At 69.4% G+C, this 15241-nt stretch carries 8 protein-coding genes; 4 read left to right on the top strand and 4 right to left on the bottom strand.

The annotated features are described in order from the left end of the window. The first annotated feature begins 24 nt into the window (after window positions 1-24). Both FHR20_RS02605 and FHR20_RS02600 read left to right on the top strand, forming a co-directional pair. Window positions 25-2166, top strand: a complete 2142-nt coding sequence (locus tag FHR20_RS02605; protein WP_167298087.1) for a PAS domain-containing sensor histidine kinase — start codon at window positions 25-27, stop codon at window positions 2164-2166. Beyond that, window positions 2163-2519: a response regulator gene (locus tag FHR20_RS02600; RefSeq protein WP_167298086.1), complete on the top strand. Its 357-nt coding sequence runs from the start codon at window positions 2163-2165 to the stop codon at window positions 2517-2519. Before FHR20_RS02605 ends, FHR20_RS02600 begins: the two co-directional genes overlap by 4 nt. Window positions 2520-2594: 75 nt before the next feature. On the opposite strand, the gene FHR20_RS02595 is transcribed toward FHR20_RS02600, so the two are convergent. Further along, window positions 2595-10886 carry an Ig-like domain-containing protein gene (locus FHR20_RS02595; RefSeq protein ID WP_167298085.1) on the bottom strand — a complete coding sequence of 2764 codons (8292 nt, stop codon included), beginning with the start codon at window positions 10884-10886 and terminating at the stop codon, window positions 2595-2597. Window positions 10887-11303: 417 nt separating this feature from the next. On the opposite strand from FHR20_RS02595, the gene FHR20_RS02590 reads away from it, so the two are divergent. After that, complete coding sequence (locus FHR20_RS02590) at window positions 11304-11933, top strand: phage tail protein (RefSeq protein WP_167298084.1); 630 nt, start codon at window positions 11304-11306, stop codon at window positions 11931-11933. Window positions 11934-12025: 92 nt separating this feature from the next. On the opposite strand, the gene FHR20_RS02585 is transcribed toward FHR20_RS02590, so the two are convergent. Next, a complete protein-coding gene (locus FHR20_RS02585) occupies window positions 12026-12316 on the bottom strand; it encodes a DUF6916 family protein (RefSeq protein WP_167298083.1) in 291 nt (96 codons plus the stop codon). Window positions 12317-12440: 124 nt separating this feature from the next. Here FHR20_RS02585 and FHR20_RS02580 point away from each other — a divergent pair, with 124 nt between their 5' ends. After that, entirely contained in the window at window positions 12441-12977 is a 537-nt protein-coding gene (locus tag FHR20_RS02580) for a GNAT family N-acetyltransferase (RefSeq protein WP_167298082.1), read from the top strand. A gap of 6 nt (window positions 12978-12983) precedes the next feature. Here the strand turns inward: FHR20_RS02580 and glmS are convergent, their stop codons facing one another. Both glmS and FHR20_RS02570 read right to left on the bottom strand, forming a co-directional pair. Next, the gene (gene glmS, locus FHR20_RS02575; RefSeq protein ID WP_167298081.1) at window positions 12984-14807 is read right to left on the bottom strand and encodes a glutamine--fructose-6-phosphate transaminase (isomerizing); all 1824 of its coding nucleotides are present in this window, start codon (window positions 14805-14807) and stop codon (window positions 12984-12986) included. A gap of 31 nt (window positions 14808-14838) precedes the next feature. Beyond that, entirely contained in the window at window positions 14839-15240 is a 402-nt protein-coding gene (locus FHR20_RS02570) for a hypothetical protein (protein WP_167298080.1), read from the bottom strand. Between the last annotated feature and the right edge of the window lies 1 nt (window position 15241).

Here is a 15241-nt window from a genome sequence, read left to right as displayed (position 1 = left end):
GACGATGCTTTCCATCGGGCCCCGATGACCGACGCACCGGCCGAACCGCTTCCGGTGGGCGAGGACGAGTTCCGCATGATCGCGGACAGCGCCCCCGTCGCCGTCTGGGTGACTCGGCTGGATCGCAAGCGCAGCTTCGTCAATCGCGCCTATGTCGCGTTCCTCGGCGTCTCCTATCAAGAGGCGCTCGACTTCGACTGGCGGCGGATCATCCATCCGGACGATGCCGCCCAGGTCCTTGCGCAATCGGTGGCCGGCGAGGCGAGCCTCGGCACCTTCGAGCTCGAGGGGCGCTATCGCAACGTCCATGGCGAGTGGCGCTGGCTCCACTCCACCTCGCAGCCGCGCCGGGATGCGCAGGGGCATCATATCGGCTTCATCGGCGTCGCCCATGACGTAACCGAGGCCAAGACCGCCGAACTCGCGCTGCGCGAGCGCGAGGCGCAGCTTTCGGCGTTCATCAGCCAGACCACGGCCGGCTTCGCCCAGGTGGACATCGAGGGCCGCTTCACGCTGGTCAACGATCGCTTCTGCGAGATAGCCGGCTGGAGCCGCGATGCGCTGATGGGCGGCATGACGATGCAGCAGATCACCCATCCGGACGATCTCGCCCGCAACTTGCCGCTGTTCGAGAAGGTGGTGCGGGACGGCACGCCCTATACCCATGAGAAACGCTATGTCCGCAAGGACGGCGGCGTGGTCTGGGTGAACAATTCGGTCGCGGTGATCCGCCGGCCCACCGGCGAACCCTTCGGCGTGCTGTCGGTGACGCTGGACGTCACCCAGCGCCGCGCGGACGAGGATGCGCTGCGCAAGAGCGAGGAGACGCTGCGCCTTGCCACCGAGGCGGCCGGCATGGCCACCTGGGAGCTGGACCTCGACACGATGGAGGGCGCCTGGTCGCCCAACCGCTTCGACCTGCTCGGCATGCCGCACCGGCCCGATCCGCGCGGCAGCTTCGACGAGTGGATCGCGCGCGCGCATCCCGACGACCGGGCAATGGTGCGGGAGGCGGCGATGCGCTGCTTCACGGCGGGCGAGCCCTATGCGATCACCTATCGCATAGTGCGTGCCGAGGATGGTGCCGAGCGCTGGCTGCAGAGCCATGGCAGCCGGATCGACTATGGCGACGGCCGGCCGAGCCGCTTCGTCGGCGTCTCGTTCGACGTTACCGACCGCAAGCGCGCCGAACAGGAACTGCGCGAGAGCGAGGCGCGCTTCCGCACCATCTTCGAACAGGCCAACGACTTCCTGATCACCACGACGCTCGACAATCGGGTCACCTCGGTGAATCCGGCGGTGGTGGAGGCGATAGGCTATCGCGAGGACGAGATCCTCGGCCGCTCGATCCGCGACTTCATGGACGAGGACCAGTTCGCGATCGGCATGGATGCGTTCAACCGCAAGCTGCAGCATGGCGGCTCGACCCGGCTGACCCTGAAACTGCGCGCCAAGGATGGCCGCGAGTTGATCTGGGAAGTCAATTCGCGGCTGAACCTCGATGCGCAGGGCCGGCCGGTGGCGCTGCACGCCATCGGGCGCGACATGACCGAGGCGAAGCGCGCGGAAGCGCATCTCCGCCTGCTGATCGACGAGCTGAACCACCGGGTGAAGAACACGCTGGCGATCGTGCAGGGCATCGCCCGGCAGAGCTTCAAGGACGATGTGCCCCCGCCCCGGGCCCGTGCCGCGTTCGAAGGCCGGCTGGCCGCGCTCTCCGAGGCGCACAATCTGCTGACGCGCGAGCATTGGGGCCTGGTCTCGATGCGCCGGATCATCGAGGATGCCCTGCGCCCGCACGGCGAGCCGAGCCGCTTCGCGCTGGACGGGCCGGACCTGTCGATCCAGCCCAAGACCGCAATCAGCCTGGCGCTGGCCATCCACGAGCTGGCGACCAACGCCGTGAAGCATGGCGCCCTGTCACGGCCCGAGGGGCGAATCGCGGTCCATTGGCGGCGCGCGCACGTCGGCGGCGTCGCCAGGCTCGCGCTGCGCTGGGAGGAAGCGGGCGGCCCGCCGGTCGTGGCGCCGACGCGGCGCGGCTTCGGCACGCGCATGATCGAACGCGGCCTCGCCGCCGAACTGGGCGGCACGGTGCGCATCGAATTCCGCCCGGACGGGCTGGTCTGCATCGTCGACGCCCCGCTGCCCGAGGGGGCCGCGTGAGCGGGCTCCGCGGCTTGCGCGTGCTCGTCGTCGAGGACGAGCCGGTGGTCGCCATGTATCTCGAGGACCTGCTCGAAGCGCTGGGTTGCGAAACGATCGGCCCGGCGAGCAGGCTGGCCGACGGGCTGGCGCTGGCCGAAGGCGGCGGCTTCGACGTGGCGATCCTCGACATAAACCTGAGCGGAGAACGCAGCACCCCGATCGCGGAGGCGTTGCGGGCGCGCGGCCTGCCCTTCGCCTTCGCCAGCGGCTATGGCGCTCCGCCGGAAGGGTTCGGCAAGAACGTGCCGATGATCGAGAAACCCTATCGCGAGGCCCAGCTGGCCGACGCGCTCGCGCGATTGCGGCCCTAGGCGAGCCCCGGGCCGGACCCCGGTGCCCGCCGCCGCGGCGGTAAAGCCCCGCGAAACCGGTCCGGGCCCCTTCCCCTACCAGCGCTTCGACAGGCGGAGCTGCAGCGTGCCGGCCTTCTCGCCCTGGGCCGCGCGCAACCCGGTCTCGAAGTCGAACGACCAGCCGCTGCTCAGGATGTCGAAGCGCGTGCCGAAGCTCAGCTGCAACTGCTCGCGCTTCCAGCCATTGCCCGCCAGCGCATAGATCGCCGCGCCCGGGATATCGGCATAGTCGAGCCACTGCGCATCGACATTGGCGAACTCATGGTTCCACTCGGCGCGCAGGCGCGGCGTGATCGAACCGAAGCCCGTCTTCTGCCGATATTGCAGGCGGCCGCCGATCGTGCCGGTGATCGAGCGCACCTGGCGGGCGTCGAAGCGCAGATTGTAGCGCCCGGCGCCGCTCTCCGCATAGGCATCGAGATCCGCGTCCATATACTCGCCGCGGCCATAGACCGACCATTGCAGCGGCCCGCCCGCCCGATCGATCCCCAGCGAGATCGCGGCGATGGTGTAGCTGCCGTCACGGCTGCCGCGCGCCGTCGCGTTCACTGCCTGGGCGATGCGCCGGGTGGTGAAATCGAGCTGCCCGCGACCGATCATGCCGTCGATGAAGGTGCCGCTGGCGGGCTGGATGCTCGCATAGGCCGCATAGATCGTGCTGGTGCCGCGCACCTGCGCCGCGGTGCCGATCCGGCTCAGATCATTGCCATAGCCGCCGCCCAGGCCGACCAACACGCCCTCCGAGAGCTTGATGTCGGCACCGGCGCTGAGGCCCGCTGTGGTGGCGGTGATCTTGCTGCGATCGGTCCGCTTGTCCCGGGTGCCGATATCGATCGCGCCGCCCGCCCAGGTGGCCAGCGAGCCGACCCGGCGATTGCCGTCCTCGTCCACCGCGCCCTTGCCCGGTGCGCCCGGGCTGCCGGCCGCACCGCTCGCCGCGCCCGTGCCGGCGACCGTCCGGCCATAGCCGAGCTGGTCGGCACGCGAGAGCGGCGATTGCGGATTGTTGGCGAACTGGCCGATCGCCGGATCCTCGCCCGAGACGCGCATCCGCTCGGTGATGGCCAGCCCCCAGTTCTTGTCGTCGGGCCGCTGCATCGGCGCCGAGCCGTCGCGCGAGGCCAGCGTCACGCCCATCGCAAGGCCGGTGCTGCCGCCGCCGTTATGGAGCTGCTCGGTGCGCCGCATGAAGTTGGACACCTGTGCCCGGGCGAAGCGGCGGGCCGTCTCGGCCTGCGCATCGCTGATCGCGGCGATATCCGGATCGTTGCGCGGATCCGGGCGCGCCTGGACGGTGAGCGTGACCGTCGACGGGGCCGAAGCGCCGAAGACGTTGCTCAGCGTATAGGTGACCACGATCTGCCCGCCGAAGCGGTTGTTCGGCGTCACGTCGAGGCGATAGGCGCCGTTGCCGGCCGCCACGATCGCGGTCGTGGCCGAGCTGGCCGGCGACACGCTCACGACATTCGCACCGGTGAACGGCCCGCGCACCGCCCCGTCGGTGAGCATCACGGAGACCATCTGGCCATCGCCCGCCGTCGCCGTCTTGGGCGCGGCGACCGGCACCTGGCCGACCACGGTGATCGTCACCGTGCCCGGCGCCGAGGTGCCGCCCGGACCGACCGCCACATAAGTGAAGCTGTCGGTGCCCGAATAATTGGCGGCCGGCGTGTAGGTCGCGATGGTCGGCGAGGCCGGCGCCACGGCGACCGGCGTCAGGCTCGGCCCGGCGCCGCCGCTCAGCGTGACCGTGCCGTGCGCGGGCTGGCTGGCGATCTGGATCGAGTCATAGACGCCAGTGACCAGTGCCGAGAGGTTGATCTGGACGCTCGTCCCTGCCGGCGTGGTGCTGCCCGCGACCGTGGAGGTGCCCGGCGCCGCGTTCGGCGGCGGCGGCGTCGCCACGGTGAGGCTCACCGTCGCCGCCGCGGACGTGCCGCCCGGGCCGGTGACGGTATAGGCGAAGCTGTCCGCGCCGAAATAGCCGCTGGTGGGGGTATAGGTGACCACATCGCCATTGACCGTGGCGGTGCCGTGCGCCGGCGCCGTGACGACCGTGAGCGTGCTGTGCACCCCGGTGACCGAAGGCGCCAGGTCGATGGGCGTGCCGCCGCTGTTATAGCCGACGGCCACGCCGCTCTTGTTGGCCGCGGTCGGCGCCGCCGGCGTCGCCACGGTGAGGCTCACCGTCGCGGGAGCCGAAGTGCCGCCCGGGCCGGTCGCGGTATAGGTGAAGCTGTCCGCGCCATAATAGGTCGCGGCCGGCGTATAGGTAACGACCTCGCCTGCGATCGTCACCGTGCCGTGCGCCGGCGCCGTGCCGATCGCGATGCTGCCGCGCACGCCGGTGATCGATCCCGACAGGTCGATCGCCGTACCGGCGCTCGCATAGGGCACCGCCACGCCGCTCTTGTCCGCAACGATCGGCGCCGGCGGCGTCGCCACGGTCAGGCTCACCGTCGCCGGGGCCGAGGTGCCGCCAGGGCCGGTCGCCGTGAAGGTGAAGCTGTCCGCGCCATAATAGGTCGCAGCCGGGGTGTAGGTCACGACATCGCCCGCGATCGTCACCGTGCCGTGCGCCGGCGCCGTGCCGATCGCGATGCTCGCATGGACGCCGGTGATCGAGCCCGACAGGTCGATCGCCGTGCCGGTGCTCGCATAGGGCACCGCCACGCCACTCTTGTTCGCTGCGACCGGTGCCGCGGGCGTCGCCACCGTCAGGCTCACCGTCGCCGGAGCCGAGGTGCCGCCGGGTCCCGTCGCCGTATAGGTGAAGCTGTCCGCGCCATAATAGGTCGCCGCCGGGGTATAGGTCACCACATCACCCGCGATCGTGACCGTGCCATGCGCCGGATTGGTGCCGATCGCGATGCTCGAATGAACGCCGGTGATCGAGCCCGACAGGTCGATCGCCGTACCGGTGCTTGCATAGGGCACGCCCACGCCAGGCTTGTTGGCCGCTACCGGCGCCGCGGGGGTTGCCACGGTCAGGCTCACCGTCGCGGGCGCCGAAGTGCCGCCCGGGCCGGTCGCGGTATAGGTGAAGCTGTCCGCGCCATAATAGGTCGCCGCCGGGGTATAGGTCACCACATCACCCGCGATCGTGACCGTGCCATGCGCCGGATTGGTGCCGATCGCGATGCTCGCATGGACGCCGGTGATCGAGCCCGACAGGTCGATCGCCGTGCCGGTGCTCGCATAGGGCACGCCCACGCCGGGCTTGTCCACCACGGTCGGCGCCGGCGGGTTCGCTACCGTCAGCGTGACCGTCGCCGCGGCGGAAGTGCCGCCCGGGCCGGTCGCGGTATAGGTGAAGCTGTCCGCCCCATAGTGCGTGGCGGCCGGAGTATAGGTCACCACGTCGCCCGCGATCGTCACCGTGCCGTGCGCGGGACCGCTGGTGACCGCGATGCTCGCATGGACGCCGGTGATCGAGGTCGACAGGTCGATCGCCGTGCCGGTGCTCGCATAGGGCACCGCCACGCTCTTGTTGGCTACGGTCGGCGCCGGAGGCGTGGCCACCGTCACGTCCACCCTGGCCGGGGCCGAGGTCCCGCCCGGGCCGGTCGCGGTATAGGTGAAGCTGTCCGCGCCGTAATAGCCGGCATTGGGCGTGTAGGTCACCGTGTCGCCCGTGACGACATAGGCGCCATGCTGCGGCACCGTGACGACCGCGATGCTGCCATGCACGCCGGTGATCGAGCCCGACAGGTCGATCGGGGTGCCGGTGCCGTTATACGGGATCGCGACGCCGCTCTTGGGATTCGCCACCGGCGCCGCGGGGGCCACCACCGTGATGCTGACTTGCTTCACGTCCGAAGTGCCGCCCGCACCGCTTGCGGTGTAGGTGAAGCTGTCCGGCCCGATATAGCCCGCCGTCGGGGTATAGGTCACCGTGTCGCCGGCGATGCTGGTCGTGCCGTGCTGCACATTGACGGCGATCGCGATGCTGGTGTGCGGGCCGCCCGCGGAGACTGCGCTCGACAGGTCGATCGGGGTAGCGGTGTTATAGGGTACCGTCGCGCTGACGTCCGCCGCGCTCGGCCGCGCGATGAAGGTGTAGCTGTACGGGCTCGCGCTGGTCTGGCCGTTGACGCCGACCGTGACGGGCTGCGCGCCCGTGCCGGCGGCCGGCGCAGTGACGGTGAGCGACGTCGCGCTCGCCGCGGTGACCGTGCCGGTCCCCGCCGTCCCGAAGGTCACTATGTTGTTGCCCGGCGTCGTGCTGAAGCCGGTGCCCGAGACGGTCACCACCTGGCTGACCGGGCCCGAATTGGGCGAGAGCCCCGTGACCGTCGGTACCACTGCAAAGGCATTGCTCGGCGCTGCCGGCGTGGTCGGATAGCCGCTGGGCGTGAAGGCGCCGAGCACCAGGCCCGAGGACGAGCCCGCTGTCACGCCGGCATAGGTGAGCGTGATCGTGCAGCCGCTCGACGGGATGGCGAAGTTGCCGAACTGATAGTTCGCCCCCGCATCCGATCCGGTGGCCCCGCAGCTGCCGCCCGGCGCGCCGCTCACGCGGCTCAGCAGCGCGGAACCGGTAAGCAGCGGCGCGACGTCCGGTGTGGCCGAGGCATTGGGATTGGCGAAGGTGATGGTCAGCGTGCCGTTCGCCCCGACGCCGAGCGAGGTCGGCGAGAAGCTGAGCGAGGCCGTGACGGTCTGCGCCGCGCCGACCGTGATGCTCTGCTGCACCTGGGGCGCCGGGTTCCAATTGGTGTCGCCGGCCTGGTTGGCGTTGATGATGCACGTGCCGGTGGCGATGAAGGTCACCGTGTTGCCCGTCAGGGTGCAGACGCCGGTCGTGGTCGAGCTCAGGCTCACGCCCAGCAGCGAGCTGGCGCTCGCGGTCACGGCATAGGCCGGACTGCCCACCGTCGCGCCGGCCGGCGCGGTCGAGGTGAAGCTGATCGTCTGGTTGCCCTTGGCGATCGTGACCGTGGTGACCGGAGTTGTCGCGGTCACCGCCGGTCCCTGGCTGTCGGAGACCTGGACGATATAGCTGAAGCTGCCCGCCACCGTCGGCGTGCCCGAGACGGTGCCCGTCATCGAATTGAGGCTCGTGCCCGGCACGAACGCGCCGGCGTTGAGCGAATAGGTATAGGGAGTGACGCCGCCCGTGGCCGTGTTGGCCTGGGAATAGGACACGCCCACCTGGAGGCCGGTCGCGGCCGCCGGCGTTATCACCAGCGTGGCCGGGGTCACCGTGAAGCTCTGCACGACGTTGCTCGCCGCGCTCCAGTTGCCGTCGCCTGCCTGGCTGGCGGTGATCGAACAAAGGCCCCTGTCGACCAGCGTCACCGTGGTGCCAGAGACCGTGCAGACGCTCGGCGTGGTCGAGGCGAAGCTGACCGTCAGGCCCGAGCTGGCAGTGGCCGAGAGCGGCGGCGGAGACGAGGACAGCGAGATGTTGGACAGGGCGCCGAAGCTGATCGTCTGGCTGCCCGAGCCCACCACGATGCTATAGGCCAGGGTCTTGGAATAGGGTCCGCCGCTGCCCACGGTCGAGCTGTCGGTCGCGGTGATGTCGAAATTGAACGTGCCCACGGTGGTCGGCGTGCCCGAAAGCGTGTTGCCCGCCACGGTCAGCCCCGGGGGCAGCGTGCCGCTGCTGCGCGCATAGCTATAGCCCGACGTGCCGCCGCTCGCCGTGAAGCTCTGCGAATAGCCGGTGCCGACGGTGCCGCCCGGCAGCGGGCCGGCGGCCGGCGACAGGCCGATCGTCGGCACGGCGATGCTGAGCGAGAGCGAGCCGGTCGTCTGGGTGAAGGGGCCGGTGCCGAACGAGCTGTCCGTCACGGTGGCGGCGAAGGTGAAGTTGCCGCTCGCCGCCGGCGTGCCGCTGACGGAGCAATCGGGGTTGATCTGCGTGCCCGCGGGCAGCGCACCCGAGGCCGGCGTCGGCGCGCAGCTATAGGTTGCCCTGCCGCCGCTGGTGTTGATCTGCACGCCCGAGAGCGCGATGCCGCGCGTGCCGCTGCCGGTGAGCGACGACGAGAGCGTGGGGTTGCTCACCGGCACCGTGACCGTCGCCGGGGAGGACGTGCCGCCCAGGTTGGTCGCCGTGAACGTGAAGCTGTCGTTGCCGCGGAACCCGGTGGGCGCGCCATAGGTGACGAGCCCGGCCGAATCGATCGAGACCGTGCCGCCATTGGCCGTCGTGGCCGAGCCCACCGCGAAGCTGGTGGGGCTGTTCGTCGCATGGCCGGCGGCGCTGAAGGTCACGCCCGCGGCATTGTACGCGACCGCGGATGCCGTGAAGCTGCTGGCGACCGGTGCCGCGACATAAGTGAAGCTGGTCGAGGCCGAGCCGCCCGCGGTGGCGACGACCACATTGACCGCGCCTCCGGCATGCGCCGGCGTCGTGAAGGTCAGCGTCGTCGCGGTGCTGCCGGTCGGCGTCACGGATGCGCCGTCCACCGTCAGCGTCGCGCCGGTCAGATTGGTGCCGGTCAGCGTCACCGCGGTGCCGCCCGCCGCCGGGCCGCTCGCCGGCGAAGGCGCGCCGATCGTCGGCGCCGCGACATAGGTGAACTGGTCCGCCGCGCTGATCGCGCTGGTGCCGCCGGGCGTGGTGACGGTGACGTCGAACGGACCCGCCACGCCGCTGGGGGACGTAGCGTTGATCTGCGTATCGTTGACGATCGAATAGGTCGCGACATTCGCGCCGAATTTGACCGCCCCCGTCGATGCGGCCGCCAGGAAGCCAGTGCCGGTGATCGTCACCGACGTGCCGCCGGCCGTCGGGCCCGCTATCGGCGACAGCCCCGTCACCGTGGGCACCGCGACATAGGTGAACCGGTCCGCCGCGCTGATCGCGCTGGTGCCGCCGGGCGTGGTGACGGTGACGTCGGCCGGGCCCGCGGTGCCGCTGGGCGAGGTGGCGGTGATCTGGGTGTCGCTGACGATCGAATAGGTCGCGACACCGGCGCCGAACTTGACCGCCCCCGTCGATGCGGCCGCCAGGAAGCCGGTGCCGGTGATCGTCACCGACGTGCCGCCGGCCGTCGGGCCCGCTATCGGCGACACTGCCGTCACCGTGGGTGCCGCGACATAGGTGAACTGGTCCGCCGCGCTGATCGCGCTGGTGCCGCCGGGCGTGGTGACGGTGACGTTGACCAAGCCCGCGGTGCCGCTGGGCGAGGTGGCGGTGATCTGGGTGTCGTTGACGATCGAATAGGTCGCGACACCGGCGCCGAACTTGACCGCCCCCGTCGATGCGGCCGCCAGGAAGCCGGTGCCGGTGATCGTCACCGACGTGCCGCCGGTCGTCGGGCCCGCTATCGGCGACACTGCCGTCACCGTGGGTGCCGCGACATAGGTATAGCGATCGGCCGCGCTGGTCGTGCTGGTGCCGCCGGGCGTGGTGACGGTGATGTCGATCGTGCCCGCGGTGCCGGCGGGCGCCGTCGCGGTGATCTGGGTATTGCTGTCGATCGAATAGGGCCCGGCGGGCGTCGCGCCGAAGAGCACCGCGCCGGTATTGCTCGCCGTGGAGAAGCCCGTACCCGTGATCGTCACGGAGTTGCCGCCCCCGACGGGGCCGGAGACCGGGGAGACGGCACTGACCGTGGGCACCGGCGCGCTGACGGTGAGCAGGAAGGTCTGGGACGCGGACCCCGTTCCCTGGTGCGTCACCGTGACGGTGAAGGTGGTGGCGGCGAGCGCGGTCGTCGGCGTGCCGGTGATCGCGCCGGTGCTGGTATTGAACGAAAGGCCGGTCGGCAGCGTGCCGCCGCTCAGCGCATAGCTGTAGCTTCCGCGGCCGAACGACGCCGTGACCGGCGTGAAGCTCATCGGCGAGCCCACCGTGCCGCTGGCCGAGGCGACGGCCTGGGTCGCGCGGACGCCGCAATAGATCGTCCAGGTCACGGTGCCGGATCCGGCGGCCGGCACATAGGCCGAAGCCGCAATGGAGCGCGTGTCCACGGGCAACGCCAGGGAGCCGCTGCCGCTGGTGTTCGTATCGACGAAGACGGTGGCGATACCGGTGAGCGGCGCGCGATTCAGCCTGGCATTCACTGCCGAGTTGGAAACCGTGTACTCGTAGTACAACATGGTTCCGGCGGCGAAATTGACGATGCCGGTCTGCGGCCCGGCCGGCGCCTGATTGGCGATGGTGCTCGTGCCCGAACTGCTGACGCTATAGTCGGCATTGTCGTAGAAGCTGGGATTGTTCCGGAGATAGTTGCAGCCATCGCCATCGGCGGCCCGGGCGGCGATCGGCGAGAGAAGGAACAGGGCCGCCGACAGCGCGAGCACCACGGCATGCGCCTTGTGCCGGACCTTGCCCCACAGCGAAGCGAGATCGGGAAGCCAGGTCATCGGCGCGGCCCGTGACGACTGCCTCGAGGCCCGCGCCACCATGCGCGGGTTACGCCCAATGCTCCCCGAAAGGGCCGCCACCGGCGCGAAAAGCTGCTTCATATCCCCCGACCCCCGACATCCCCGCGCCGGAGCTTCGCCCGGCGAAACGGCAGCATCCCAACCGCCGTGACATTCCGATTACGCACACAACAATACAGGCGACCGCATCGGAAATTTTCCCGATGTTATGCATGTATATTCAGGGACATGCAATCGCGCACCAGTGTCCCGACTTTAGATTGGACAGGAATACGCACCCAATAAATTACACCAATTCGGTTCCTTAAATGATTTTGGTCCGATTCGGCAGTCGGGGTGGGACGAGCGCCATTTTTTGAGTTACCGTCCGCCCCGCTTCAAATCGGGAGGGGCAAAATGTCTGAACCTTATATTGGCCAGATCATGCAGGTCGGCTTCAACTTCGCACCGCGCGGCTGGGCACCTTGCCAGGGCCAGATCATGTCGATCAACCAGAACCAGGCGCTGTTCTCGCTGCTCGGCACCGTCTATGGCGGGAACGGCGTGAGTACGTTCGGTATTCCCGACTCGCGCGGCCGCGTCTTTGTCGGCCAGGGCACTGGTCCGGGCCTCACGCCCATCGTCCTCGGTCAGATCGGCGGCGTGAACAGCGAGGTCCTGAGCATCCTGCAGATGCCGATCCACAATCACCTCGCCACCTTCACGCCGTCCGGCGGCGGGGTGTCCGGCACGCTCCAGGCAATGACCGGCGCGCTCGCCGCGGAGACTGCGGCCCCGGCCAACGGCTCATTCCTCGGCGTCGCCAATGATTCCTCGGGCAGCGTCACGCCGACCTTCTACGTGCCGGCCGGCCAGTCGGGCACCACCCCGATCAACCTGGGCGGCCTGAACATCACCGGCAGCGGCGGCGGCGGCACGGTGACCGTCGCCAATAGCGGCGGCAGCCAGCCGGTTCCGGTCATGCAGCCCTATCTCGGCATCCAGACCAACATCGCGCTGGAAGGCGTCTTCCCGTCGCGGAACTGAGCCGGAACGCGGAAATGCGCCCGGCCGCGCACGCTGCTCCGGCAGCGGCGCGGCCGGGCTTTTTCATGGCCCCGGCGGCGGCCGCCGGCCGATCAGGAGAAGACCGCCTGATAGTGGCGCGCCGCGTCCGTGGGGACGAGCTGGCTGATCAGGATCTCGTGGGGACCGCCCCGGCCGCAATCCATCTCGTACGACGCATCCATCAGATAGACGTCGCGCGGCGCTTCGAAGAAGAGCGAAAAGGGCGGCCGCGTATCGATGCCGATCAGCCCCGGCCGGCGCTCGATACGGACCAGCGTGATCTCCACCGGATCGGGCAGGGTGTTGAGGCGGACCTTGCGCCCCACCCAGGGTTCGAAATCTTCCGCCGTCGCCAGACGCATGCCATCCTCCCTCTCCCGCGCCCGGAACGAATGCCGGCGCGGCCGACTGGCAGCTTGCCCGGCCCGCCGGCCCAGGGGAAGCGCCTCCATCGACGATCGGAGCCATTCCGGCTTGAATGACGCCATGTTCGATTCGCTGCCGCCCTTCCCCGCCCCTGCCGCCGCGCCGCCGGCTAGGCCGCCCGCCGGGCTGACGCTGCGCCCCGCGTCTCCGGCGGACCTGCCCTTCTTCGCGCAGATCCATGCGGAAACGCGGGCAGCGGATATCGCCCCGTTGCCCTGGCCCGCGGCGCAGAAGCTAGCCTTCCTGCAGGAGCAGTTCCGCCTCCAGCACCTCCACTATGTCCGCGCCTTTGCCGGGGCGGACTTCTGGGCGCTCGGCCATGCGAAGCGAGGCGCGCTGGGCCGGCTCTATCTCGATCGGAGCGGGCCCGAATGGCGGATCATCGACGTGCTGCTGGCCTCCGGGGCACAGGGAAGCGGCACCGGCACCGCGCTGCTGCGCTGGATCCAGGCACAGGCCGGCAAGGCCGGAGCCAAGGGCGTCGCGCTCAGCGTCGAGACCGGCAATCCCCGCGCCCGCGCGCTGTACCACCGGCTCGGCTTCGTCGATCGGGTGAGCCTGACAGGGACTCACCACGCCATGTTCTGGCGCCCCTGAGGCCGGTTATTCGACGGTGACCGACTTCGCCAGGTTGCGCGGCTGGTCGACGTCCGTGCCCTTGGCCACCGCCACATGATAGGCAAGCAGCTGCACCGGCACCGCATACACCAGCGGCGCGATCAGCGGGTGGACCTTGGGCATGGTGATCGTCGCCACACAGCCTTCGCCCGCCGCTTCGATCCCGTCATAGTCCGAGATCAGGATCACCTTGCCGCCGCGCGCCTGCACTTCCTGCATGTTCGACACGGTCTTCTCGAAGAGCGGACCCGAGGGGGCGATCACGATCACCGGCACGGCATCGTCGATCAGCGCGATCGGGCCGTGTTTCATTTCGCCGGCGGCATAGCCCTCGGCGTGGATATAGCTGATTTCCTTGAGCTTCAGCGCACCTTCCAGCGCCAGCGGATAATCGGTGCCGCGGCCCAGATAGAGCACGTCGCGGGCCGCGGCCACGACCCCGGCCATCGCCTGGATCGCTTCGTCATAGGCGAGCGCACCGTTGAGCGCCGCGGGCGCTTCGGCGAGATGCTTGACCAGCGCCTTCTCCTCGACCTCGGAGAGCTTGCCCTTGGCCTTGGCGAGATTGGCGGCGAGCGCGGCGAGCACCGCGAGCTGGCATGTGAACGCCTTGGTGGAAGCGACGCCGATTTCCGGCCCGGCATGCGTCGGCAGCAGCAGGTCCGCCTCGCGCGCCATCGAGCTGGTGGGGACGTTGACCACCGCAGCGATCGTCTGGCCCTCGGCACGGGCATGGCGGAGCGCCGCGAGCGTGTCGGCAGTCTCGCCCGACTGGCTGATGACGATCATCAGCCCCCCCTCTTCCATCACCGGCGCGCGATACCGAAACTCACTCGCCACATCGAGGTCGACCGGCACGCGGGCGAATTGTTCGAACCAGTATTTGGCGACCATGCCGGCATAGAAGCTGGTGCCGCAGGCGACGATGGTGACGCGCCGGATCGCCGACAGGTCGAAATCGGGGATCGGCAGCGTGACCCGCTCCTCCATCCGCTGAAGATAGGCGCGCAGCGTCTGGGCGACGACGATCGGCTGCTCGTAGATCTCCTTGAGCATATAGTGCCGGTGATTGCCCTTGGAGACGAGATCGCCGGTGACGCCCGAGATGGTGATCGGCCGCTCGACGGGATTGTTGTCCTTGTCGAAGATCTGGGCGCCGTCATGGGTGATGACGACCCAGTCGCCTTCCTCGAGATAGGCGATGCGCTGGGTGAGCGGGGCAAGCGCCAGCGCGTCCGAGCCGAGATAGGTCTCGCCCTCCCCATAGCCGACGACCAGCGGCGAGCCGAGACGGGCGCCGATCAGCAGATCCGGATGCTCGCGGAACAGAATGGCGAGCGCGAAGGCGCCGTGGAGGCGCGGCAGCACTTCGGCGACGGCTTCGGCAGGGGCCATGCCGGCCTCGACCTTCTCGCTGACGAGATGCGCGACGACTTCGCTGTCGGTCTCGCTCTCGAAGGTGCGGCCGCGGGCGATCAGCTCGTCGCGCAGGCCCTTGAAATTCTCGATGATGCCGTTGTGGACCAGCGCGACTTCGCCGGTGGCGTGCGGGTGGGCGTTGTTGGTGGTCGGGCCGCCATGCGTCGCCCAGCGGGTATGGGCGATGCCGGTGGTGCCGGGCAGCGGATTGGCCGCCAGCTCCTTGCCCAGATTGACCAGCTTGCCCGAGGCGCGGCGGCGCTCGATCCGGCCGTCGACATCCGTGGCGATGCCCGCCGAGTCATAGCCGCGATATTCGAGGCGCTTGAGACCGTCGAACAGCCGCTCCGCGACTTCCTCCTTGCCGACGATTCCGACGATTCCGCACATGCTCTGGGTGTTCCTGTTCTGGGCCCGGCGATCAGCCGAGGATTTCGATCTGGGCGATGCTGTCGACTGCGATGCGCGTCTGGAAATGCGAACCCACCGGCACGCGGCGGGCAATGCCCTTCACGCGTACGCGCTTGCCGGCGAGCAGGTCCTCCGGATAGCCGCCGAGCTTCTGCTTCAGTGCGGCGATCGCCGCCGAATGCAGCTCGATCGTGAGGTTGCCCGGGTCGCGATAATTGGCCGCCGAGTTCAGATAGACGCTGAACCCGCCTGCGCCGGCGGAGGCGACGACGAACTCGAACACCCCCTCGACCTCGCCGGTCTTCGAGGCCGCGACGGCCTCGATCGCCTGGCCCGGGTTCATCGGCGCGGCAGTCTGCGCGACGGCCGGCGCGGCGACGGTCAATGCAAGCATCGAGAACAGGGTTCGCATG

Origin of the sequence: Sphingomonas leidyi, assembly GCF_011761945.1 — a bacterium.
Taxonomy (GTDB): domain Bacteria; phylum Pseudomonadota; class Alphaproteobacteria; order Sphingomonadales; family Sphingomonadaceae; genus Sphingomonas; species Sphingomonas leidyi.
The sequence above is the reverse complement of the archived record's forward strand: the minus strand, read 5'-3'. Positions and strand labels throughout refer to the sequence as shown.

What these genes read in the sequence shown, in the direction of transcription:
- FHR20_RS02605 (WP_167298087.1), top strand. Translation starts at nt 25, where the DNA reads ATGACCGACGCACCGGCCGAACCGCTTCCGGTGGGCGAGGACGAGTTC.
- FHR20_RS02595 (WP_167298085.1), bottom strand. Translation starts at nt 10,886, where the DNA reads ATGACCTGGCTTCCCGATCTCGCTTCGCTGTGGGGCAAGGTCCGGCAC.
- FHR20_RS02590 (WP_167298084.1), top strand. Translation starts at nt 11,304, where the DNA reads ATGTCTGAACCTTATATTGGCCAGATCATGCAGGTCGGCTTCAACTTC.
- FHR20_RS02585 (WP_167298083.1), bottom strand. Translation starts at nt 12,316, where the DNA reads ATGCGTCTGGCGACGGCGGAAGATTTCGAACCCTGGGTGGGGCGCAAG.
- FHR20_RS02580 (WP_167298082.1), top strand. Translation starts at nt 12,441, where the DNA reads ATGTTCGATTCGCTGCCGCCCTTCCCCGCCCCTGCCGCCGCGCCGCCG.
- glmS (WP_167298081.1), bottom strand. Translation starts at nt 14,807, where the DNA reads ATGTGCGGAATCGTCGGAATCGTCGGCAAGGAGGAAGTCGCGGAGCGG.
- FHR20_RS02570 (WP_167298080.1), bottom strand. Translation starts at nt 15,240, where the DNA reads ATGCGAACCCTGTTCTCGATGCTTGCATTGACCGTCGCCGCGCCGGCC.